We start from the raw sequence: 21893 nt of genomic DNA on the forward strand, positions 1-21893 counted from the left end.
AGATATGTCTATTCAAAAAAGTACTAATAGTTCAAGTTTAGCAGAAGTCATTGACCGTATTTTAGATAAAGGAATTGTTATTGATGCTTTTGCAAGAGTTTCTGTTGTAGGAATTGAAATTTTAACGATTGAAGCGCGAGTGGTTATTGCCAGTGTTGATACATGGTTACGCTATGCAGAAGCAGTAGGGCTTCTTCGTGACGACGTAGAAGAAAACGGTCTTCCTGAACGTTCAAATTCAAGTGAAGGGCAGCCGCGTTTTAGTATTTAATATGAAGTGGTATGGAACCTTCCTTTTTTGAGGGTGGTTCCAGCTTTTAGATCTAACTATTGGAGGCTACTAAAAATGGAAATTAAAAAAATTATGCAAGCCGTGAACGACTTTTTCGGTGAACACGTAGCTCCTCCTCATAAAATTACCTCGGTGGAAGCTACTGAAGATGAAGGTTGGAGAGTTATTGTTGAAGTCATTGAAGAACGAGAATATATGAAAAAATACGCCAAAGATGAAATGCTCGGAACGTACGAGTGCTTTTTAAATAAAGAAAAAGAAGTCATTTCATTCAAACGACTCGACGTCAGATATAGAAGCGCCATTGGCATTGAAGCATAAACGATAAGATGGCAGGAGGAACGTAAAAATGACCGTCTTAACAGACAAAAGGAAAAAAGGCAGTGGAGCTTTTATACAAGATGACGAGACAAAAGAGGTTCTTTCAAGAGCGCTGAGCTATTTAAAATCCGGCTATTCCATTCATTTTACAGGTCCTGCCGGCGGAGGCAAAACCTCTTTAGCGCGAGCGCTTGCTAAAAAGAGAAAGCGTCCTGTAATGCTGATGCACGGGAATCACGAGCTCAACAACAAAGATTTAATTGGCGATTTTACGGGATACACGAGCAAAAAAGTAATCGACCAGTACGTTCGTTCTGTCTATAAAAAAGATGAACAAGTGAGTGAAAACTGGCAGGATGGCCGATTGCTTGAAGCTGTAAAAAATGGCTATACGCTGATTTACGACGAATTTACTCGTTCTAAGCCTGCGACGAATAATATCTTTCTATCGATATTAGAAGAAGGCGTGCTGCCGCTGTATGGAGTAAAAATGACCGATCCTTTTGTGCGCGTGCATCCCGATTTCCGCGTCATCTTCACAAGCAATCCAGCTGAGTATGCCGGCGTATATGATACACAAGATGCGCTTCTCGACAGGTTAATTACCATGTTTATTGATTATAAAGACATCGACAGAGAGACAGCGATTTTAACGGAGAAAACGGACGTAGAAGAAGATGAAGCGCGCACAATTGTAACGCTCGTAGCAAACGTGCGAAACCGCTCTGGAGACGAAAACAGCAGCGGACTTAGCCTGCGGGCTTCGCTTATGATCGCTACCCTTGCCACGCAGCAAGACATTCCTATCGATGGAAGTGACGAAGATTTTCAAACGTTATGTATCGATATTTTGCATCATCCGCTTACCAAATGTTTGGATGAAGAAAATGCAAAAAGCAAAGCCGAAAAAATCATTTTAGAAGAATGTAAGAATATAGACACTGAAGAAAAGTAAAGGAGCTTGAAAACATGAGTGAAACAAACGAAACAGGTATTTATATTTTTAGCGCCATTCAAACGGATAAAGACGAAGAATTTGGCGCCGTGGAAGTAGAAGGAACAAAAGCTGAAACATTTTTGATTCGCTACAAAGACGCGGCTATGGTAGCAGCTGAAGTACCGATGAAAATTTATCATCCTAATCGCCAAAATTTATTAATGCATCAAAACGCAGTAGCAGCGATTATGGACAAGAACGATACGGTTATTCCAATCAGCTTTGGGAATGTATTCAAATCAAAAGAAGACGTAAAAGTTCTTTTGGAAAACCTTTATCCGCAGTTTGAAAAGCTGTTTCCAGCGATCAAAGGAAAAATTGAAGTCGGTTTAAAAGTAATTGGGAAAAAAGAATGGCTTGAGAAAAAAGTAAACGAAAATCCTGAACTTGAGAAAGTATCAGCATCCGTAAAAGGAAAATCAGAAGCAGCCGGTTATTATGAGCGTATTCAACTTGGAGGAATGGCTCAAAAGATGTTTACTTCCCTGCAAAAAGAAGTCAAGACAGATGTATTTTCTCCGCTTGAAGAAGCAGCGGAAGCAGCAAAAGCAAATGAGCCAACGGGCGAAACGATGCTTTTAAACGCGTCTTTCTTAATTAACCGAGAAGATGAAGCGAAGTTTGATGAAAAAGTAAATGAAGCGCATGAAAACTGGAAAGACAAAGCCGATTTTCATTACAGCGGTCCTTGGCCTGCTTATAATTTTGTGAACATTCGCCTAAAAGTAGAAGAGAAATAACGTGCTTCACAAATTAGTAACCGCACCCATTAACCTTGTAGTGAAAATCGGCGAAAAAGTACAGGAAGAAGCTGATAAACAGCTATATGACCTTCCGACGATTCAGCAAAAACTCATTCAGCTTCAAATGATGTTTGAGCTTGGTGAAATTCCAGAAGAAGCGTTTCAAGAAAAAGAAGATGAATTGTTAATGAGGTACGAAATTGCGAAACGCAGAGAAATTGAACAATGGGAAGAGCTAACACAAAAAAGAAATGAGGAATCCTAGATGGGAGAATTACTGTATTTATACGGTTTAATTCCAACAAAAGAAGCAGCAGCCATAGAGCCGTTTCCATCTTATAAGGGGTTTGACGGAGAACATTCACTGTACCCAATTGCGTTTGATCAGGTGACGGCTGTAGTTTCTAAGCTGGATGCTGACACCTATTCAGAAAAAGTGATTCAAGAAAAAATGGAGCAGGATATGAGCTGGCTGCAGGAAAAAGCATTTCATCATCACGAAACGGTAGCCGCTTTGTACGAAGAATTTACGATCATTCCATTAAAATTTTGCACCATTTATAAAGGTGAAGAAAGTCTGCAGGCAGCTATTGAGATTAACAAAGAAAAGATAGAGAATTCACTGACGCTGCTTCAAGGAAATGAAGAGTGGAATGTGAAAATTTACTGTGATGATACAGAGCTTAAAAAAGGAATCAGCGAAACGAATGAAAGCGTGAAAGCGAAAAAACAAGAAATTAGTCACTTATCACCAGGAAGACAGTTTTTTGAAAAGAAAAAAATAGATCAGCTGATTGAAAAAGAATTAGAGCTTCACAAAAACAAAGTGTGTGAAGAGATACATGACAAGCTAAAAGAATTATCGCTTTATGACTCTGTTAAAAAGAATTGGAGCAAAGACGTAACTGGCGCAGCTGAACAGATGGCGTGGAACAGCGTGTTTCTTCTCCCGTCTCTGCAGATTACTAAGTTCGTAAACGAAATAGAAGAGCTTCAGCAAAGGCTTGAAAATAAAGGCTGGAAGTTTGAAGTGACGGGACCATGGCCGCCCTATCATTTCTCGAGCTTTGCGTAAAGTGAGGAATTAACATTATGTCTCTTAAACAATCCATGGAGAATAAAGATATTGCTCTTATTGATATTTTAGATGTCATTTTAGATAAAGGAGTCGCCATTAAAGGAGACTTAATCATTTCCATAGCTGGCGTCGATTTAGTGTATTTGGATTTGCGGGTGCTTATTTCTTCGGTTGAAACGCTTGTGCAAGCAAAAGAAGGAAATCACAAACCAATCACTTCTGAACAATTTGATAAACAAAAGGAGGAATTAATGGATGCAACCGGTCAGCCAAGCAAATGGACGAATCCACTTGGATCCTGATCAAGCTGAACAAGGCTTAGCGCAGCTTGTGATGACAGTTATTGAGCTATTGAGGCAAATCGTTGAACGTCATGCCATGAGGCGGGTGGAGGGTGGAACGTTGACGGACGAACAAATTGAAAACTTAGGAATTGCACTAATGAACTTAGAAGAAAAAATGGACGAGTTGAAAGAGGTGTTCGGTCTGGATGCAGAAGATTTAAATATTGATCTTGGACCGCTAGGCAGCCTGCTTTAAGCGGTCAGTAGGAGGAACAGTATGGCAGTCGAACATAATATGCAGTCAAGTACGATTGTAGATGTGCTCGAAAAGATTTTGGATAAAGGAGTCGTTATAGCGGGGGACATCACCGTAGGAATTGCAGATGTCGAGCTATTAACGATAAAGATCCGCTTGATTGTGGCTTCGGTTGATAAGGCAAAAGAAATCGGCATGGACTGGTGGGAAAATGATCCGTATCTCAGTTCAAAAGGAGCCAATAACAAAGCGCTCGAAGAAGAAAATAAAATGCTGCATGAGCGGTTAAAAACGCTTGAAGAAAAAATAGAAACGAAACGTTAAAAACTGTACGCTACTTAAAAAATGGAGGGATTTACAATGGCAACTGAAACAAAATTAGATAACACACAGGCAGAAAACAAGGAAAATAAAAATGCGGAAAACGGTTCAAAAGAAAAGAACGGTTCAAAAGCAAGCAAAACAACAAGCAGCGGGCCAATCAAACGAGCGGTAGCAGGAGGCATCATCGGTGCAACGATTGGATATGTATCGACTCCTGAAAATCGAAAAAGTCTCCTTGACCGCATTGATACAGACGAATTAAAAAGCAAAGCATCTGATTTAGGAACAAAGGTAAAAGAAAAATCAAAAAGCAGCGTGGCCAGCCTGAAAACATCTGCGGGAAGCTTGTTTAAAAAAGATAAAGATAAATCAAAAGATGATGAAGAAAACGTAAATTCTTCTAGTAGCGAAACAGAAGACGATAACGTTCAAGAGTACGACGAGTTAAAAGAAGAAAATCAAACTCTTCAAGATCGCTTATCACAGCTTGAAGAAAAAATGAACATGCTTGTTGAGCTTAGCCTCAATAAAAATCAAGACGAAGAAGCGGAAGATACAGATTCCGACGAAGAAGAGAACGATGAGAACGATGAAAACAATGAAAACGAGCAGGACGATGAAAACGAAGAAGAAACATCTAAGCCACGTAAAAAGGATAAAAAAGAAGCTGAGGAAGAAGAAAGTGAAAGTGACGAAGACAGCGAGGAAGAAGAGGAAGATTCTCGCTCAAACAAAAAAAATAAAAAAGTAAAAACAGAAGAAGAAGACGAAGATGAAAGCGAAGAAGAAAAAAAGGAAGCGAAACCAAAAAAGTCAACAGCTAAAAAATCAAAAAATACAAAAGCAAAGAAAAACACGGACGAAGAAGATGATGAAGCAACATCTCTTTCTAGTGAAGACGATACAACAGCCTAAGACGTAAAGGAGGAAAGAAAGACATGAGTACAGGCCCTTCTTTTTCAACTAAAGACAATACGCTTGAATATTTTGTGAAAGCTTCTAATAAACACGGCTTTTCACTTGATATTTCATTAAATGTAAACGGCGCTGTGATTTCCGGTACCATGATTTCAGCAAAAGAATACTTTGATTACTTAAGCGAAACGTTTGAAGAAGGCAGTGAAGTGGCTCAGGCGCTAAGCGAACAATTCTCTTTAGCAAGCGAAGCGAGCGAATCAAACGGAGAAGCAGAAGCCCATTTTATTCATTTGAAAAATACAAAGATTTACTGTGGAGACAGTAAATCTACTCCTTCTAAAGGCAAAATCTTTTGGAGAGGGAAAATAGCAGAAGTAGACGGGTTTTTCTTAGGAAAGATTTCTGATGCAAAATCAACGAGTAAAAAGAGTTCATAAAAAACGGCGGGGTGATTGCCCCGCCGTTTTTTAGTGATGTGATGAGATGTGCAGCTTCTTTTTTCGATACATGAGCGGAGTCATCTTCATTTCTTTTCGAAACTGATTAATAAAATAGCTTGTACTATTAAATCCTACTTGATAGGCGACTTCCGTCACATTTGCTTCTGCTTGCTGCAGCATAACTAAGCTTTGCTGAATTCGATAGTTTAATACATAGGTCAAAGGCGATTTTTTTAACATTTTCTTAAAATATCGACAGCATTCAGAACGGCTCAATTGTCCGGCTTTGGCAATATCATCGAGCGTAATCTTTTCAGCAAAGTGCAAATGAATCCAATTGAGCATTTGCTTCATCCGCTGATTTTTGATCATTTCTTTTTCATTGTATTTCAGCTGCAACCCGTTAAGAGTTAAATTTTTCCACATTATGCTGAGTTCAGAGGCAATCTCTATTTCATAGTGGTGCGGCTGCTTATGAATCCATGTGTGTATCTTATGTATAGACTCTAACACGTTATTTCCCCAGGCTTGCTTTGGACTGATGAATAAATGTGATAGATTCGTTGCATGAATGTAGGGATAAACGTAATTTGTAAAAAGCTCTTGCGGCACAAGAAAATGAGGAGAAACATTTAAACAAATGTACACGCAGCCGGATTTGTTTATATCTTCAGTCATATGAAGACATCCGCTGTTAATAAACAGTCCGTAGCCTTGTTTTACAGTCACTGTTTTTTCATTTATTTGAAAAGACGCATCACCTTTTATAACGAATACAAATTGAAGCTCATCATGCCAGTGAAGAGGGATGTAGCCGTTTATGTGATCGCCGATCGTCGTTTGATAACATGCTACTGGTAGCTCAACGGTGCGATGGGTCGTTAGCTCTTTTAAGTTTTCATCAATTTTAAAATGGGCTGCTGGCATACATGGTCACCTCAATATATTTATATTTTTTAATGCAATATGCGTATTTTCCGCCCCGTTTTTCACTTATTATAACACTATTCTTATAATAAAAGTGAGGGATGAAAGATGAACGATCTCAGCAGAAAAAAAGGGTTCTTCTTTGTAACAACTGGAGCTATATGTTGGGGGATGGGAGGAACGGTTGCTCAAAAGCTTTTTCAAGAATTTGAAATCAGTGTAGACTGGCTTGTTTCAGTACGGCTTCTCATTGCGGGTTTTTTGCTGCTAATGATTTCATGTATAAAAAGTAATCGTTCTCACATACTTGGAGTATGGAAGAACCGAAAGTCAGCTTTTCAGCTCGTCGTTTTTGCCATAGTTGGTATGCTTGCCGTTCAGTATACGTATATGGCTTCTATTAAGCATGGAAATGCAGCAGTAGCTACGCTGCTGCAGTATTTATCACCGGTGATGATTATCATCTATTTGCTTTTGCGCAAGCAGTCTATATTTACGCGACAAGACGTCATCACTGTTTTGCTGGCACTGGGGGGCTGCTTTTTTTTATTAACAAACGGCTCTATTTCTCAGCTGTCTGTTCCTGTATCTGCCGTTGTTTGGGGAGTGCTGTCAGGCGTAGCGGCTGCTTTTTATACGCTGTATGCGGTGCCGCTGATTAAAAAGTACAGTTCGCTTGTCATCGTTGGCTGGTCAATGGTAATTGGGGGAAGCGTAATGAGCTTTATTCATCCTCCTTGGGAAGCGTCAAGCTTATCACCAATAACCTGCGGATATATTTTATTTGTCATTATTTTTGGCACGATGCTTGCTTTTTGGTTTTATGTAGAAAGCCTGCAAAGTCTTTTACCTAAAGAAACGAGTTTGCTTGGAAGTTTAGAGCCTTTAGCCGCTGTTATTACAACCGTTGTTTGGCTGAAAGAGCCTTTTGGTTTTTATCAATGGATTGGCACAGCTTGTATTATTGGATTAGTTCTATTACTCACACGAACGAAACAAACATCTTCTGAGACGACACTTTCAGCATAAATGGGGGCTTGCTAAAAGAAGAAGCAAACAAATGTCACTTTGCCGCCGAATCTGTAGAAACTCGTTTGACTTTTAAAATCTTTACATATTGAATAAACACTCTTTCTTTTGTAGAGACATTTAATTTAGCAAGTCTTGATGCGTCATCTCGGTTTTTAGCAGATTCTATCACAAAAGTTCCTTTGATTTTGGCTTCATCTTTTAGAACGGAATACTGTATTTCAAATCGTTTTGCTTTCGTTTTCTGCATAGTGATTGATAAGCTCCTTTGCCTGATAGATTAATGTATTGCTATGAAATAAGCTTCGATAAAAAGAAAGAAAAGAACGTAACATATACTACTAAATGAAATGCAGAGCGGCAGTGACTTTTATCACACCACAAACTAGTATTTCATCTTTTTACCAAAAAAGATAGGGTGTTTTACCGTCGTTGCTTATAAAATCTTTTATTCTTTCTGCTTGACCTAGAGTTAACTCTATGGTTTATCTTGTAGTAGTATCATTTCAAGGAGGGGCTTTATATGAAGTATCATACAATTGCTAATACTGACTTACACGTATCAAATTTAATTATGGGAAATATGCGTTTAACAGAGCTTTCTTTACAAGAAGCAGAGAAGCTAATCCGCACAGCGATGGAAGAAGAAATTAACTTTTTTGACCATGCTGATATTTATGGTCCTGATTATGTAGGACAATGCGAAGAGTATTTTGCAAACGCTATACAAATGAATTCAAGTCTTCGTGAGAAAATGGTGATTCAAAGTAAATGCGGCATTAACTCAGCGAAAAATTACTATGACTTTTCAAAGAAGCATATTATAGACTCTGTTAACGGCAGCTTAGAGCGTTTGAAAACAGATTACTTAGATCTTTTATTACTTCATCGCCCAGATCCGCTAATGGATCCTGAAGAAGTAGCAGAAGCGTTTAATGAGCTTCAAAGCAGCGGAAAGGTACGTCACTTTGGTGTGTCGAACCACAACCCAGCGCAAATTCAGCTGCTTGAAAAATACATCGGCCAAAAGCTTGTCGTAAACCAAGTGCAGTTCAGCATCGCACATACGCCAATCATTGACTCTGGTATTTCTTTAAATATGGGCATCGACCAAGCTGTGAACCGCGACAGCAGCGTGCTTGAATATTGCCGTTTAAATGATATAACGCTTCAAGCGTGGTCGCCATTCCAAAACGGATTTTTCGAAGGACCTTTCCTAGGCGATAAAGAGAAATTTGGAAAGCTAAACGAAGTGATTGATCGCATCGCAAGTAAATATAGCGTGACGAATACAGCGATTGCCGTTGCGTGGATCACAACTCATCCTGCAAATATTCAAGTAGTGCTTGGTACTACAAATATTCAGCGTATGAAAGATGCAAGTAAAGGTTCAGAAATCAAGTTAACGCGCGAAGAGTGGTACGATATTTATAAAGCCGCTGGCAACATGGTGCCTTAAGCGCTGCAGTTCTTAAAATAAAGCAGGTAACTCCGTTCGGATATGGAACGGAGTTACCTGCGTTTTACGATAAGTAACTACTGGTTAAGCTAGAAAAAGATTTAGCAGCAGCTCAATTATTTTTGTGACGCCAAGACCTAACAAAAAGGCAATAAAACCGCCAATTACAATGGTAAGCATCATGCGAGCAGTATTCATCGTATTCATCCTTTCAGGTTTAAATATATGTTGCTTGCTGCTTGTACAAAAAATCTGCAGCATAAAGAGCTCAATGAAGAAGACTATAAAAGAATAAACCCTCGAGATAACTAGAGGTCAAGACAAAATCATCATGTTTTTCTGAGAAGTTTAAGGTGTAGGAGGAAGCAGTATGACGTATACCATTTCACAAGTTGCAAAGAAATTGAACGTGACAATTTATACCATTCGCTATTATGATAAAGAAGGGCTTTTTCCATTTTTAGATCGTACAGCGTCAGGGAATCGTATTTTTAAAGAACAAGATATTGAATGGATTGATTTAATTTGCTGCTTAAAAAGCACAGGTATGCAAATCAAGGACATTCGGACGCTTATTGAAAACTGTACGCTTGAAAATGCCGTGCTTGATAAAAGTCTGCAAATGCTGATGGATCATAAAAAAGCGGTACAAAAAGAAATCGAAGAAATCTATCACAAGCTTGAGACGATTGATTATAAAATTAAGCACCTGCCGGAAATGTACGAGCGAATTGTTAACAAGCCTTCAAACTAAACAAAAAAGGAAGCATAAAAATGATCGAAAAAGTAGTACCTCTCACTGGAGAGAATATGCAGCAGTGCATTAACTTGTATATGAATGTATTTACAAAAAAACCTTGGAATGAGCCTTGGACAGAGAAATCAGCTAGAGAAAGGCTGACTGATTTACTGAACACACCTAAATTTATGGGTTATTTATTTTATGACCAAGGAGATTTGATTGGAATGATTGCAGGTCAAGCGAAAAAATCATACAGCGGTATGACCTTTTACGTGGCCGAGCTTTGCGTCAGCGCAAGCGTGCAAGGAAAAGGATATGGTTCAGCTATCTTAAGCCGGTTTGAGAATGAACTTCAAAGACACGATATCAACAGCTTGTATCTCTTGACGGCGACTGGAGGAGCTGCACAGGCGTTTTATGAAAGAAACGGCTATACTGTAAATGATCAGCGCGTTGTCTTGAAAAAAACGTTTGTTTAATGTTTAGCATCTACATAGAGCAGGAAGAGAGTTGCGGAGTGACTCTCTTTTTAATTAATCTTTTTATCTATTAATATGTAGAAGAAAAGGAACTATGAACAAGAAAAATAAGATGATGGGAAGAAGTAGACAAGAAACGGCAGATTAAAAAATCCATTTTTTTACGTTAGTCTTATTATTATCCGGTTCATAAGCACATTTAAAAACAGTGCCCATTATGTGGACACTGCTTTTTCATAATAAAGTGGAAAGCTAGCTTTTGGTAAAAAAATTAGTGGAAATGAAGCTGTTCATCATTATTTCTAATGATTAGCAACCGCCAAATCCTCCCCAGCAAGCACAGCCGATGATGATTAATAAAATGAATAATACGATGATTAAAGCAAAGCCACTGCCAAACCCGCAGCCGCCGCCGTAACCGTAACCGCCATAACCACAGCCACCATAGAAGCCCATATATTTCACCTCCAAGTTCTGAGTACATTTTTAACATATGCCTGAAATGCAAAAGTGCTCCAAAAATATCCAATGATTTCAATGAAAATAAAAAAAGATAAGAAAATAAGATGGACACGGTACTTTTTTTCACTTTCTACATAGGATGAATCATCCCAAGATCTCATATATGAGCCCCCATGTTATAACGAAGCAGGCTAATACCACTTCCTCCTTAGCCTGCGTACATAATGAAAAAGAAGCCGAAGAATTTTTTCTTCGGCTTCTTATTTTTTACTATGAAATAAACATGTTAGTACTTTCCGTATACCATTCTAAGTCAGGATCCGCTTCTTTTTGTATGTATTAGGTACTAAAGAGAAATCAAGCTCATTTTCATATAAACCTAGTAATTTGCTTTTTTTCGTAATTCTTTTCCCTTATTTTCAGCATAACCAAGATATTTGCCTAAGACAGCGAATAGGTAAATGCATATTCATGGGTGAAAGCAAAAACAAAAAAACGGAGGTTTCTCTTATGAATTCAGAAATGCATTTTTTACCTACTATGTATTCTCAAGATCATCATCAACTTCAACACGCAGATGAAAGGTTTATTGGCAGACCGTTTGGTTTCGGACGCCCGTTTGGCTTTGGCAGACCATTCGGCTTTGGCTTTGGGGGTCCATTTTTAGGAGGATTAGCAGGAGGGCTAGTAGCAGGCTCACTGTTATCACCATACGGCTATGGTGGCTACGGCTACGGTTACGGTGGTTATCCGTATGGCGGTTACGGCGGCTACGGCGGTTATGGCTTTGGCTGCGGCTGTTAAACGCAAGTAAAAGAAAAATCTCAGAAGAAGTATTTTTTACATCATTCTTTTCTATAAAGAAGTCTGTTTTGGAACGTAAGGCTTTATATCCATCCGCAGTTAATCAGAGCGTGCACCCCACTTAATATAAAAAACCATCTGGTGATTTTCCAGGTGGCTTTTGCGTGGAGTTTTTTATGTAGTGAAGAAGTTATATATTTACGCACTTACTGGAGGTCTGTGTCTAAAGCAGAAGATCACAACATGATGTTTATCAATACTTTAGTCGTCCACTTTATATGCTCATGGTATTAAGAGTCATGATTAATTCTATTGTATAGAAGATTAGTTTAATGAATGGCTTCTTTAATCACTTGACCTCTACGTTAATAACCTGCTTACTATTCTCGAAAAGCTTAACCCACATACTTTCATCCTGCTGCATGCAAAAATTAGCTTATATTGGGCATAATACAGAGAAGAAAGGAGGCGTTTGCATGGATTTATTATCTGGAAACCCTTATTGGCAGACAACTGTAGCGAAGCCGCCTGTATACCCATCTCTAGAGGAAGATATTGAGTGCGATGTTCTTATTATTGGAGGAGGAAGTTCAGGTGCACAATGTGCTTACTATTTATGTGAGCAGGGGCTTGATGTTGTGGTTGTTGATAAACGTAAAGCAGGGCATGGAAGTACAATTGTAAATACCTCTCTTATTCAATATTTAGGAGATAAATTGTTTTACGAATTAGTCAACACGTTTGGAGAAGAAAAAACAGTCCGTCATTATAAGCTGTGCGAACAGGCTATTACAGATATTGAGGAAGCAGCTAAAAAGCTTCCGATTAATGCAGAATTTATAAGAAGAGACAGCTTGTATTATGCAAGTTATGAAGAAGATATCACGAAGATAAATAAAGACTATTTTTATATGCAAAAGCATGGATTTGAAGCTGAAATCTTATCAGAAGACCAAATTGAAAAAGACTATGGATTTAAAAAACGAATGGCAATGCTTATTAAAAATGATGCAGAGCTGAACCCTTACAGCTTTACACTCGGTCTGTTAGAGTATGGAAAACAGCATGGGGTTCGGATGTTTGAAGAAACAGAAATTGTCGGTCAAAAGTTAGAAAAAGATGAAGCTGTGTTTTTCACTAAAAATAAATCACAAATCAAAGCTAAATATGTCATTATGGCAGGAGGCTATGAAAATCAAGAATTTAAGAGAGAGAAAAAAGCTGTACTCACAAGTTCCTATGCTATCGTTACGACTCCTGTAAAGGATTTTAAAGGATGGAAAAATCGAAATTTAATTTGGGAAACCGCTCGACCGTATATTTACATGAGAACAACTTCCGATAATCGGGTCATTATAGGCGGTCTTGATGAAAACACCATTGTGCCGCAAGAACGTGATGCCAAACTCGTTCATAAACGAGACAAACTTTTAAAAGAGTTCAATAAGCTTTTTCCTCATCTTCAAGTTGAAGCTGATTATTACATAAGCGCTTATTACGGAGGCACTCATGACGGGTTTCCCCTTATCGGAATATATGACGAAATGCCTAACTGTTACTTTCTAAGCGGATATGGAGATAACGGAACGGTGTATAATATGGTGCTAGCTAAAATCATAGCAGAACATATCACAACGAAGAAAAGCAGTGATTTAGAACTTTACATTCAAACGAGAAAAGTTTAATATGTGAGAAAATGGAAGGTTTTTAAAAAGCCTTCTTTTTTTTACATATATTTCTTGAAGTAGAGGAGAGACATAGTATGATAGAGGGTCACGCTATTTATTTACGCCCGTTAACTGTCAGCGACGCGCATGACAGCCTTCGGTTGCAAAAGGACAATCGCGGCTTTTTTGAACAGTTTTCTATGATTCGAGAGCATTCTTTTTATACGTTGGAAAGCCAAGTAGAAAAAATTCAGCGTCATGAAGAGAATAGGAAAAACGATGAAGAATACTATTTTGGTCTTTTTCAAAAAGAGAATAATAAGTTGATTGGCACCATTAGTCTTTTTCAAGTGCTGCGCGGATCTTTACAAAGCGCGTTTATCGGCTATTTTCTAGATCAGCATCATAATGGAAAAGGGTACGCAACAGAAGCTGTAAAAGTACTTGTTGGCTATGCGTTTGAAGAGCTGCATCTTCACCGCATTGAAGCCGGCGTCATGCCACGTAATTTGCCTTCTCAGCGCGTACTCGAAAAAGCAGGGTTTCATAGGGAAGGAATTGCTAGAAAAAATGTAAATATTAATGGCATATGGGAAGACCATCAAGTCTTGGCTATCCTTAACCCTAATGATGAAATAGAAGAAATAAACGAGTTCTTAAAATTTTGATATACGTTTTTACATTTAAAATTTATAATGAGAATAAGAGAATAGAACAGTCTATATTTAAATAGTAGGTGACTAAGGTAATGGAAGAGAGGAACATCAATGAAAAAGCCGTTTGGGATGTATTGCAGATGGCTAGCGAAGTAGTCGGAAGCAGGACGCTGTTTGTAGGGGTTTTCGACGAACAATTTTCAGTTATGAAAGCCTTTAATAAAGAAGGGGGCAGCCTTGTAGAGGATGGACTGACGCTGCCGTTAGAGCTTGCGGTATGCAACTTAGTCACGTGTGATGAACCCCTTGTTATTCCCAATACAATACGCGATGTTAGAACGTCTAATTTAGCCATCATTGATGGTGCTCGGGTAGGTTCTTATTTAGGAACACCTATTGTGCTAGAAGACGGGAGAATGTTTGGTACCTTATGCGCGGTCGATCCGGATCCTTATCAGTTTAGCGAAAGTGAAATTCAAGGGTTAAACCGGCTGGCTGGTATTTTGTCTCATATTATTTATAAAAATCAAGCGGCTGTTTTGCCGAAAATTGAAGAGAAAATTCTGCAGCTTGATAAATTGGCGCTCGTAGGGCAGCTAGCAGCAGGGTTAGCGCATGAGATTCGAAACCCGATGCAGTCGGTGCGCGGCTTTATCCAATTTCTATTTAATGAAAATGAACAGGCAGAGCCTTTTCAAAAAATTGTTCTTGATGAACTGGATCGTATGAATGAACTCATTAACAACTTCTTGCTTGTTACGCAGCCAACAGCGCCTAAAAAAGAAATCGTATCGATTGTAGAAGTTATTCATGATACCGTTGCTTTCTTGAAAAGTGAAGCTGCGCTGTATAATGTCGAAATGAACGTAAGAATAGAAGGAGCCATTCCGCTTGTATCAATCGATCCTGCTCAAATGAGACAAGTGTTTATGAATCTTTTGAAAAACGCCATTGAAGCAATGGAGAAAAAGAAACGCGGCGAAGTAAATCTTATTATCAAAGAATGGGAAGGTTGGGCTCTTATTGACATTCAAGATACCGGCTCTGGCATTCCGCTATCCATTATTAATAAAGTAGGAAATCCATTTTTCTCAACAAAAGATGGAACAGGCATGGGGTTAGGGCTTTCTATTTGTAAAACGATCATCAACGAGCATAACGGTAAGCTTGCGATTGAAAGTGATGAGAACGGGACGGTAGTGACGGTGAAGCTGCCTTTGACGCTTTAAGATAAAACAAAAAAGAAAGGAGAGCAAGCACTCATCCTTTCTTTTTTGCTGACCTTTTTAATATGCTGAACTGTCTTCAATCCAGTATTCATAGTCTTCCGCATCTTTTTTATTTAACTTTTTGCCGTTGATGTAAATTTTGTCCCATTCGTAAATTTGTTTATCCAAATAAACGTTAAACACAATGCGTACATGCTCTTTTTCTGTATAATCGTAGCCGGTAAATTGTACAACATGATGACGGCCTTCTTTTTTAATATAGGTCCATTTTGGATGATCGTTGTACGTTTCGAGCGTAATTGCTTCGTCGCCGTAGCGAACTACATCTTTAATATTCGTTTTTGTTGGTAAAAATGATAATCCCGCTCCGACTCCAAAAGTAATCACAAGCGCCAAGATGCTTAAACCAATAGCAATTCCGATGTGAGTGCCGCCTTTTATTTGCAGATAAGCTTCTTTCCGCTGCTCCGGCTGAGCTTCGGCTCGAGCTAACACGTTTTTAACATGCTTATAATACCAGCGGTTTGCACATAGCCCTGTAATAAGTGAAGCGCCGCCGAACACAATTGCATCGGACCACTCTGGTATGTCTACAAAGCACAAAAGGGAAAACCAAATTACTTCAATAAGCGATAAAATAAAAAAGTGCTTATACATTTTTCGGTATGCAAACCAAGCGCTTGTCAGAAAAAAGGCTGCCCAGTTCCACGTGTTGTTTTTAGCTGGATTGGCTGTTTTTCCCCATTTTAAATCATAATACGACGTATTCGTTCGAACTACTTTATGCTCTTCTTCAAAAGAAATGAGTTCATTTACTGCTTGTTCTTCCATTTAAAACACCTTTCGTTGGTTATAATCTATCATCTAAAATGACTCTATTATTATACATTATTTCTATTATTTTTCTATTCTTCCTTAAATTATTTTTAAAGTAAGAATATTTGTGCTATGGGTTTTTCAACAAGAAGTTTCATAAAAAAGAATAATATGGTAGATTTGAAGAAAAAGGAGCTGCTTGAGCATGAATCATTTAAAGAAAGCCCTGCACCAATCGTGGTCAATTCATTCAAGCACGAAGTGGACGGCTGATAATCCTTCTAAGGGACAGTGCGGCGTAACGGCCCTTGTCGTTCAAGATCTAAAAGGAGGATATATTTTAAAAACTCCGTGTAAAGAAGGCTGGCATTTCTATAATCAGCTTGATGAACAGCGCTGTGATTTTACACAAGAACAATTTCGCGAGCCTCTCCATTATGCAGACATTTTATCCAGTCGGGAAGAAGCGTTTATGGATACGAATAAGGAGCAATATGAGGCTTTAAAGAAAAACGTAATGACCTATTTTATACATGAAAATTTGCTTTAGAAAGGAACACATAAATGAAAAGTATTCAGTATTCCATTGTTGATGTATTTGCACAGAGAAAATATACGGGAAATCAGCTCGCAGTTTTTAAAGACGCAGGAAACCTTTCAGACAAAGAGATGCAGCAAATAGCTAAAGAAATTAATTTCTCTGAAACGACGTTTATTACGTCTTCTTCTGCAAAAAGGGAATATAACGTGCGAATTTTTACGCCTAATGAAGAAGTGCCATTTGCAGGACATCCGACGCTCGGAACCGCTTATGTTATCCGAGAAGAACTAGAAGAAAAAGATACAGAGGAGCTTATTCTTCATTATAAAGCAGGTCCTACGCCCGTTACATACGATGAACCAAAAGATGTGCTGTGGATGACACAAGGTCAGCCGACGTTTGGGAAAGTGCTTGATAAAAAGCGAGTGGCGGACGTGTTAAACCTTGATAAAGCTTATATCGACACGCGTTTTCCTGTTCAAGAAGTATCCACCGGTCTGCCGGTTATCCTTGTCCCGTTAACATCATTAGAAGCAGCTAAAGAGATAAACGTAGACAAAGAAAAATATTTCAAACTGATAGAAGACACGGAAGCAAAAGCAATTATGGTATTTTCGCCGGAAACCTATCACCAAGATCATCACTTAAACGTACGAGATTTTGCCGACTACTATGGTGTTCCAGAAGATGCGGCAACCGGCAGCGCCAACGGCTGTTTAGCAGCATATTTAGTTAAATGCGGCTATTTTAATCAACCAGCTATTGATATACGTATAGAACAAGGATACGAAATAGGAAGACCTTCACTGCTGTATGTAAAAGCTAGTTATGACGGAGAGAAATTTCACATTCAAGTAGGCGGAAAAGTAGAGATGATTGCGCGCGGTGAATGGATTTTGTAACAAGCTGTTCATCTGCTGTTCACAATAAGTTCTTATCCTAATAAAAACGCAATAGGACCACGGCGTTTGGTTACACTAGTAAACAGATAGATACTGAAAGAATAAATAATGGCGGCCAAAAGGCCGCCATTTTAAATGGTTGATAAAAGGAGTGGCAGAAGAAATGATTCACATTTTACTGGCGGATGACGATGAGCATATGCGGCAATTAGTTCGTCACTATTTGCAGCTTGAAGGCTATGTGGTGCATGAAGCAGAAGACGGTGAGGAAGCTTCGGGTCTGCTTGCTAAGCAGCACATTCATTTAGCGGTTGTCGATATTATGATGCCTCATAAAGACGGGTATGAAGTTTGCGAAGAAATACGCAGCTATTATGATTTTCCCATTATTTTATTAACGGCAAAAGATCAGCTGGAAGACAAAGAAAAAGGCTTTTTAGCAGGAACAGATGACTATGTGACAAAACCGTTTGAACCAAAAGAATTGATTTTCCGAATCAAAGCCCTGCTTCGCCGGTACGAAGTGGTAAATGAAAAAATGATCGTGCTGAACAACACCTCTATCGACCGAAAAAGCTATGAAGTGCACTGCAGCGGGCGACTGTTAATTCTTCCAATGAAAGAATTTGAATTATTAGCTCAGCTTGCGAGCTATCCAGGAAGAATTTTCACAAGAGAAGAATTAATTCATCTGATATGGGGAGCGGATTTTAACGGAGATAACCGCACAATCGATGTACACGTAAAAAGGCTGCGCGAAAGGTTTGAACATACCGATGATTTTGTCATTACGACGGTTCGAGGAGTCGGCTATAAGCTTGAGGTGAAGGCAAAATGAAGACGCTCTATTTGCAGATTGTCCTGACGACCATCGCTGTAATGGTATTTAGCAGTCTCCTAGCGTTTATTTTAGCAAACGTTTATTATCAGTACAGCTTAAAACCTTATAACGATCAAAAGCTTACGCGTATGGCAAAAGACATTGCGAGTTTTTACGAAAGCAATAGGGGCGTGGATCAACAAGCTTATTTACAGCATATTAGTAAATTAGGCTATCAAATATATGTGGTGGACAGCAGCGGACATGAGACGTTTTACGGACGGAAATTTAGAAATCAGCGCTTAGAAAAGAGTGCTGTCAAACAAGTACTGGACGGAAAAATGTATCACGGAATTGCAAACTTTCCTTCACAGGTGTTTGTGACGGGATTTTTTGATAATGAGTTAGCCAATACCATCGGCGTGCCGTTAAAAGGAGAAAGTAATAAGCAGCAAGCGCTGTTTATCCGCCCTGATATTCAGCTGCAGTTCGGGGAAATGCGCATTTTTTTCTCGGTTATTTTACTGGTGATGATTATATTAAGTATTTTATTTGTACTTATTAGTACGCGTTATTTAGTAAAACCAATTGTCAAGCTAACGGAAGCGACAAAACAAGTGGCAAAAGGAAAATACAACGTCGAGCTGTACGTAAAGCGCCGAGACGAAATCGGCGCGCTTGCTTCACACTTTTCCGAGATGGCTAAAAGTTTAGAGCAGCTTGAAGAGATGCGCCAAGAATTTGTATCCAACGTGTCGCATGAAATTCAGTCTCCGCTGGCATCCATTCAAGGGTTTTCGAAAACGCTCCGTTCTGCACATCTTTCTGATGAACAAAGAAATGAGTATCTGTCTATTATTGAAGAAGAAAGCCGGCGCATGTCGTCGCTCAGCAAACAACTGCTTACGCTTGCTTCACTTGATAAAGAAAGTCAGAATATCGACAAAATCCCGTTTGATGTTGCAGCTCAAATCAAGCAAGTGCTGTTTATGACAGAGTGGAGCTGGCGTGAAAAAGAGTTAGCTATTGAAATGGATCTTCCTTCAACGATGATTTCAGGCGATCAAAAACTGCTTCATCAAGTGTGGACAAACTTGATTACAAACAGCGTAAAGTTTACGGAAGAAGGAGGAACGCTGTCTCTTCGCGTGCAGATGGAAGACACGCATTGCCACGTTGAATTTCAAGATACGGGAATCGGCATGTCAAAAGAAAGCCTCCCGCATATTTTTAATCGTTTTTATAAAGAAGATAAAGCAAGAAGCCGGACGGAAGGAAGCAGCGGTCTTGGTTTAGCGATTGTGAAGCAAATTGTCGAAATGCACGGAGGTTCCATTCACGTTGAAAGTGAAAAAGGAAAAGGCAGCACCTTTCACGTTTATCTTCCGAAAATGTAATGAGCCGTTCATCTTCCATTCATTTTTTATTTTTATACTTTAAATAGAATTAAAAAAGGAGATGAAAGAAAGATGTTTTTGGCTTTACGTGAATTGAAACATGCGAAGCTGCGCTACTTACTCATTGGCGTGATTATGGTGTTAATTGTATGGCTTGTGCTTTTTGTATCAGGCTTAGCAAAGGGGCTTTCCTCTGACAATGCTTCAGCTGTTCAAGAAATGAAAGGAAATTACGTTGTGCTTCAAAAAGAAGCGGATCAGCGCCTGACGCGCTCTGTTTTATCCGCAAACAAAACAGAAGATATTCAACAACTAAGCGGCAAGAAAAATGCTGAGCCGCTTGGTGTGATGATGACAGCCGTTATAAATGAAGGAAAACAGAAAAAAATAGACGCCTCGTTTTTTGCCATAAGCACAAGCGGCTTTTTAGCTCCGAACGTAATAGAAGGGAAGATGATTACGGACGATGCGAAACATGAAGCCGTGGCGGACTCTTCGCTAAAAGAAGAAGGAGTAAAGCTAGGTGATACGATAAAAGATACGGCTTCAGGAAAAAGCTTTACAATTGTTGGTTTTACAAAAAATCAGTCGTTTAGTCACGCGCCTGTTATTCATATTAATCTTACAGAGGGGAAGACAATTGAAAGCACAGGTGCCTTTAATGCAGTGGTGTTAAACATGGACGATAAAAAAGCGCATGCTCTTCAAAAAAAGGGGTCTAACATTGACGTGATTAGTAAAGATGAAGCGTTAAAGGGTATTCCTGGCTATCAAGAAGAACAAGGCACGCTTTTAATGATGATCGCGTTTCTGTTTATCATTGGAGCTTTTGTATTAGCCGTTTTTTTCTACGTGATGACGCTTCAAAAAATGAATCAGTTTGGGGTGTTAAAAGCGATAGGAGCAAAAACAAGTTATTTAGCGCGGACGATTTTATCTCAAGTGGTTGTGTTAACTTTATGTAGTCTCGCTATTAGTATTGGACTGACATACGGAGTAGCTGCCATTTTGCCCGATTCGCTGCCATTTTACTTGGATTTATCGCTAATCGCAGGCTGTTCAGCGCTATTTGTAGCTGTTTCTGTACTGAGTTCATTATTGTCGCTGTATCGCGTAGCAAAAGTAGATGCGGTTGAAGCGATTGGGAGGGCCGTTTAATGAGTGAAGAAAAATTAGTTTTAGAGAATGTTAGCAAGTCGTTTGGAGAAGGAGAAAACGCTGTAGTCGTGTTAAATGACCTATCGCTGCGTGTAAAAGCCGGAGAGCTTGTGGCGATTGTCGGTCCTTCAGGTTCTGGGAAAAGTACCTTTTTATCTATTGCAGGGGCGCTGCTTTCACCGTCTAGCGGACGTGTAATTATTGATGGAGACGAGATTAATAAAATGTCTCCTGGGCAAATGAACAGCATCCGCTTGAAGAAAATCGGCTTTATCTTTCAATCGGCTAATTTAATTCCGTATTTAACGGTTCGCGATCAGCTTCTTCTTGTAACGGAACTAGAAGGAAATCGAAATAAAGAAGCGAAAAAAAGAGCGGATGATTTGCTTGAAAAACTAGGGCTTGCTCATCGAAAACATCACTACCCTGAAAGTCTATCCGGCGGAGAGCGTCAGCGGGTAGCGATTGCAAGAGCGTGGATGAATAACCCTGAAATTATCTTTGCAGACGAGCCTACAGCAAGCTTGGATTCAGAGCGAGGAAGAGCAGTCGTGCAAATGCTCGCAGATGAAGTGAAGCTAAGGGGCAAGTCAGCTGTAATGGTTACCCATGATCAAAGAATGCTGGATTTATGCGATCGCGTTGTGTGGATGGAAGATGGGAAATTAGTAGAATCAAATAGCGTGCAAGTCTAAAAAAGTGCTGCTCTTGTCAAGAGCAGCACTTTTTTTATGGTATAAAATTAAGCGATGGAGGCGTACTTTCTTGTTCTTCGTTAAATAAGTTAATCTCTCCTGCCGTTTCCAAACCTTAGCCTGCCGTTTTTAATGACGTTCCAGCAATTTCATTTTTCTGTCCCTGAAGCATCACTTCATCACTTGGCTCTCCTAGCTGCTGAAAAATTCCGGTCGTATGAATAATTTGACCAATCGTTTGAAGCACAATTCCCGATACGACTTGTTTGTCTCCAGGAGTTGGTCGTTCATTAAGAGAAAAGAGATTTGCAGCTCCAATCAACTCCATAATTTGACCGATTGTTTTTAAAGAATTTCCTGCAGCAATTAGCTCTTCAAAACTTACTTTGCTTTCTTCATTATGGGTATATTTGTCATCTCGATTTGGCGCCTCCATATGTTCACTCCTTTGTTAGTA

Annotated in this window: 30 protein-coding genes; 25 read left to right on the forward strand and 5 right to left on the reverse strand. The window is 39.2% G+C overall.

Annotation, left to right across the window (positions count from 1 at the left end; translation table 11 throughout):
• The first annotated feature begins 4 nt into the window (after window positions 1-4).
• From gvpA to gvpU, 11 genes are all read left to right on the forward strand, one after another.
• Window positions 5-271: a gas vesicle structural protein GvpA gene (gene gvpA / locus AC4NPH_RS19190; RefSeq protein WP_013057997.1), complete on the forward strand. Its 267-nt coding sequence runs from the start codon at window positions 5-7 to the stop codon at window positions 269-271.
• A gap of 75 nt (window positions 272-346) precedes the next feature.
• Entirely contained in the window at window positions 347-613 is a 267-nt protein-coding gene (gene gvpO / locus AC4NPH_RS19195; protein ID WP_013057996.1) for a gas vesicle protein GvpO, read from the forward strand.
• Between the two features lie 28 nt (window positions 614-641).
• Entirely contained in the window at window positions 642-1568 is a 927-nt protein-coding gene (gene gvpN / locus AC4NPH_RS19200; RefSeq protein WP_013057995.1) for a gas vesicle protein GvpN, read from the forward strand.
• Window positions 1569-1582: 14 nt separating this feature from the next.
• The gene (locus tag AC4NPH_RS19205; protein WP_013057994.1) at window positions 1583-2350 is read left to right on the forward strand and encodes a GvpL/GvpF family gas vesicle protein; all 768 of its coding nucleotides are present in this window, start codon (window positions 1583-1585) and stop codon (window positions 2348-2350) included.
• Window position 2351: 1 nt separating this feature from the next.
• Window positions 2352-2618, forward strand: a complete 267-nt coding sequence (locus tag AC4NPH_RS19210; protein ID WP_013057993.1) for a gas vesicle protein GvpG — start codon at window positions 2352-2354, stop codon at window positions 2616-2618.
• The gene (locus tag AC4NPH_RS19215; protein WP_097812236.1) at window positions 2619-3428 is read left to right on the forward strand and encodes a GvpL/GvpF family gas vesicle protein; all 810 of its coding nucleotides are present in this window, start codon (window positions 2619-2621) and stop codon (window positions 3426-3428) included.
• 17 nt (window positions 3429-3445) lie between these two features.
• Window positions 3446-3733 (forward strand): gas vesicle protein, encoded by a 288-nt coding sequence (locus AC4NPH_RS19220; RefSeq protein WP_097812235.1) that lies wholly within the window; start codon window positions 3446-3448, stop codon window positions 3731-3733.
• On the forward strand, window positions 3687-3971 hold the full coding sequence (locus AC4NPH_RS19225) for a gas vesicle protein K (protein WP_013057990.1): 285 nt from the start codon (window positions 3687-3689) through the stop codon (window positions 3969-3971). Before AC4NPH_RS19220 ends, AC4NPH_RS19225 begins: the two co-directional genes overlap by 47 nt.
• A gap of 21 nt (window positions 3972-3992) precedes the next feature.
• A complete protein-coding gene (locus AC4NPH_RS19230) occupies window positions 3993-4295 on the forward strand; it encodes a gas vesicle protein (RefSeq protein ID WP_013057989.1) in 303 nt (100 codons plus the stop codon).
• A 36-nt stretch (window positions 4296-4331) separates the two neighbouring features.
• A complete protein-coding gene (gvpT, locus tag AC4NPH_RS19235) occupies window positions 4332-5210 on the forward strand; it encodes a YtxH domain-containing protein (RefSeq protein WP_097812234.1) in 879 nt (292 codons plus the stop codon).
• A gap of 23 nt (window positions 5211-5233) precedes the next feature.
• The gene (gene gvpU, locus AC4NPH_RS19240; protein ID WP_013057987.1) at window positions 5234-5650 is read left to right on the forward strand and encodes a gas vesicle accessory protein GvpU; all 417 of its coding nucleotides are present in this window, start codon (window positions 5234-5236) and stop codon (window positions 5648-5650) included.
• A 30-nt stretch (window positions 5651-5680) separates the two neighbouring features.
• On the opposite strand, the gene AC4NPH_RS19245 is transcribed toward gvpU, so the two are convergent.
• Complete coding sequence (locus AC4NPH_RS19245; RefSeq protein WP_491938867.1) at window positions 5681-6580, reverse strand: AraC family transcriptional regulator; 900 nt, start codon at window positions 6578-6580, stop codon at window positions 5681-5683.
• Window positions 6581-6688: 108 nt separating this feature from the next.
• Here AC4NPH_RS19245 and AC4NPH_RS19250 point away from each other — a divergent pair, with 108 nt between their 5' ends.
• Window positions 6689-7609, forward strand: coding sequence for an EamA family transporter (locus AC4NPH_RS19250; protein WP_057273573.1), 921 nt, complete (start codon window positions 6689-6691; stop codon window positions 7607-7609).
• Window positions 7610-7643: 34 nt separating this feature from the next.
• Here AC4NPH_RS19250 and AC4NPH_RS19255 read toward each other — a convergent pair whose 3' ends face one another.
• Window positions 7644-7859 carry a hypothetical protein gene (locus AC4NPH_RS19255; protein ID WP_013057984.1) on the reverse strand — a complete coding sequence of 72 codons (216 nt, stop codon included), beginning with the start codon at window positions 7857-7859 and terminating at the stop codon, window positions 7644-7646.
• A gap of 273 nt (window positions 7860-8132) precedes the next feature.
• Between AC4NPH_RS19255 and AC4NPH_RS19260 the strand changes: the two genes are divergently transcribed.
• From AC4NPH_RS19260 to AC4NPH_RS19270, 3 genes are all read left to right on the forward strand, one after another.
• Complete coding sequence (locus tag AC4NPH_RS19260; protein WP_053487497.1) at window positions 8133-9068, forward strand: aldo/keto reductase; 936 nt, start codon at window positions 8133-8135, stop codon at window positions 9066-9068.
• Window positions 9069-9438: 370 nt separating this feature from the next.
• Entirely contained in the window at window positions 9439-9822 is a 384-nt protein-coding gene (locus tag AC4NPH_RS19265) for a MerR family transcriptional regulator (RefSeq protein WP_013057980.1), read from the forward strand.
• Window positions 9823-9842: 20 nt separating this feature from the next.
• A complete protein-coding gene (locus AC4NPH_RS19270) occupies window positions 9843-10289 on the forward strand; it encodes a GNAT family N-acetyltransferase (protein ID WP_013057979.1) in 447 nt (148 codons plus the stop codon).
• Between the two features lie 309 nt (window positions 10290-10598).
• Here the strand turns inward: AC4NPH_RS19270 and AC4NPH_RS19275 are convergent, their stop codons facing one another.
• Complete coding sequence (locus AC4NPH_RS19275; RefSeq protein ID WP_013057978.1) at window positions 10599-10745, reverse strand: YjcZ family sporulation protein; 147 nt, start codon at window positions 10743-10745, stop codon at window positions 10599-10601.
• Between the two features lie 516 nt (window positions 10746-11261).
• On the opposite strand from AC4NPH_RS19275, the gene ymaG reads away from it, so the two are divergent.
• The 4 genes from ymaG to AC4NPH_RS19295 all read left to right on the forward strand — a co-directional run bounded on the left by ymaG (window position 11262) and on the right by AC4NPH_RS19295 (window position 15107).
• Entirely contained in the window at window positions 11262-11555 is a 294-nt protein-coding gene (ymaG, locus tag AC4NPH_RS19280; RefSeq protein ID WP_035439060.1) for an inner spore coat protein YmaG, read from the forward strand.
• A 476-nt stretch (window positions 11556-12031) separates the two neighbouring features.
• Window positions 12032-13240: an NAD(P)/FAD-dependent oxidoreductase gene (locus AC4NPH_RS19285; protein ID WP_098314667.1), complete on the forward strand. Its 1209-nt coding sequence runs from the start codon at window positions 12032-12034 to the stop codon at window positions 13238-13240.
• Between the two features lie 77 nt (window positions 13241-13317).
• Window positions 13318-13890 carry a GNAT family N-acetyltransferase gene (locus tag AC4NPH_RS19290; RefSeq protein ID WP_013057975.1) on the forward strand — a complete coding sequence of 191 codons (573 nt, stop codon included), beginning with the start codon at window positions 13318-13320 and terminating at the stop codon, window positions 13888-13890.
• Between the two features lie 80 nt (window positions 13891-13970).
• Complete coding sequence (locus AC4NPH_RS19295; RefSeq protein ID WP_013057974.1) at window positions 13971-15107, forward strand: GAF domain-containing sensor histidine kinase; 1137 nt, start codon at window positions 13971-13973, stop codon at window positions 15105-15107.
• Between the two features lie 57 nt (window positions 15108-15164).
• Here the strand turns inward: AC4NPH_RS19295 and AC4NPH_RS19300 are convergent, their stop codons facing one another.
• A complete protein-coding gene (locus tag AC4NPH_RS19300; protein WP_053487493.1) occupies window positions 15165-15938 on the reverse strand; it encodes a DUF2628 domain-containing protein in 774 nt (257 codons plus the stop codon).
• Between the two features lie 190 nt (window positions 15939-16128).
• Between AC4NPH_RS19300 and AC4NPH_RS19305 the strand changes: the two genes are divergently transcribed.
• The 6 genes from AC4NPH_RS19305 to AC4NPH_RS19330 all read left to right on the forward strand — a co-directional run bounded on the left by AC4NPH_RS19305 (window position 16129) and on the right by AC4NPH_RS19330 (window position 21436).
• Window positions 16129-16473 carry a YunG family protein gene (locus AC4NPH_RS19305; protein WP_013057972.1) on the forward strand — a complete coding sequence of 115 codons (345 nt, stop codon included), beginning with the start codon at window positions 16129-16131 and terminating at the stop codon, window positions 16471-16473.
• Window positions 16474-16487: 14 nt separating this feature from the next.
• Window positions 16488-17366 carry a PhzF family phenazine biosynthesis protein gene (locus AC4NPH_RS19310; RefSeq protein WP_013057971.1) on the forward strand — a complete coding sequence of 293 codons (879 nt, stop codon included), beginning with the start codon at window positions 16488-16490 and terminating at the stop codon, window positions 17364-17366.
• Window positions 17367-17529: 163 nt separating this feature from the next.
• Window positions 17530-18204 (forward strand): response regulator transcription factor, encoded by a 675-nt coding sequence (locus tag AC4NPH_RS19315; protein WP_029322953.1) that lies wholly within the window; start codon window positions 17530-17532, stop codon window positions 18202-18204.
• Entirely contained in the window at window positions 18201-19583 is a 1383-nt protein-coding gene (locus AC4NPH_RS19320; RefSeq protein ID WP_097812231.1) for a sensor histidine kinase, read from the forward strand. The genes AC4NPH_RS19315 and AC4NPH_RS19320 overlap by 4 nt, the downstream gene beginning before the upstream one ends.
• Window positions 19584-19655: 72 nt before the next feature.
• On the forward strand, window positions 19656-20741 hold the full coding sequence (locus AC4NPH_RS19325) for an ABC transporter permease (protein WP_491938869.1): 1086 nt from the start codon (window positions 19656-19658) through the stop codon (window positions 20739-20741).
• Window positions 20741-21436 (forward strand): ABC transporter ATP-binding protein, encoded by a 696-nt coding sequence (locus AC4NPH_RS19330; protein ID WP_057273564.1) that lies wholly within the window; start codon window positions 20741-20743, stop codon window positions 21434-21436. Before AC4NPH_RS19325 ends, AC4NPH_RS19330 begins: the two co-directional genes overlap by 1 nt.
• A 115-nt stretch (window positions 21437-21551) precedes the next feature.
• Here AC4NPH_RS19330 and AC4NPH_RS19335 read toward each other — a convergent pair whose 3' ends face one another.
• Window positions 21552-21872, reverse strand: coding sequence for a hypothetical protein (locus tag AC4NPH_RS19335; protein WP_013057966.1), 321 nt, complete (start codon window positions 21870-21872; stop codon window positions 21552-21554).
• Between the last annotated feature and the right edge of the window lie 21 nt (window positions 21873-21893).

The organism is Priestia sp. MDV22-iso46, assembly GCF_058629175.1.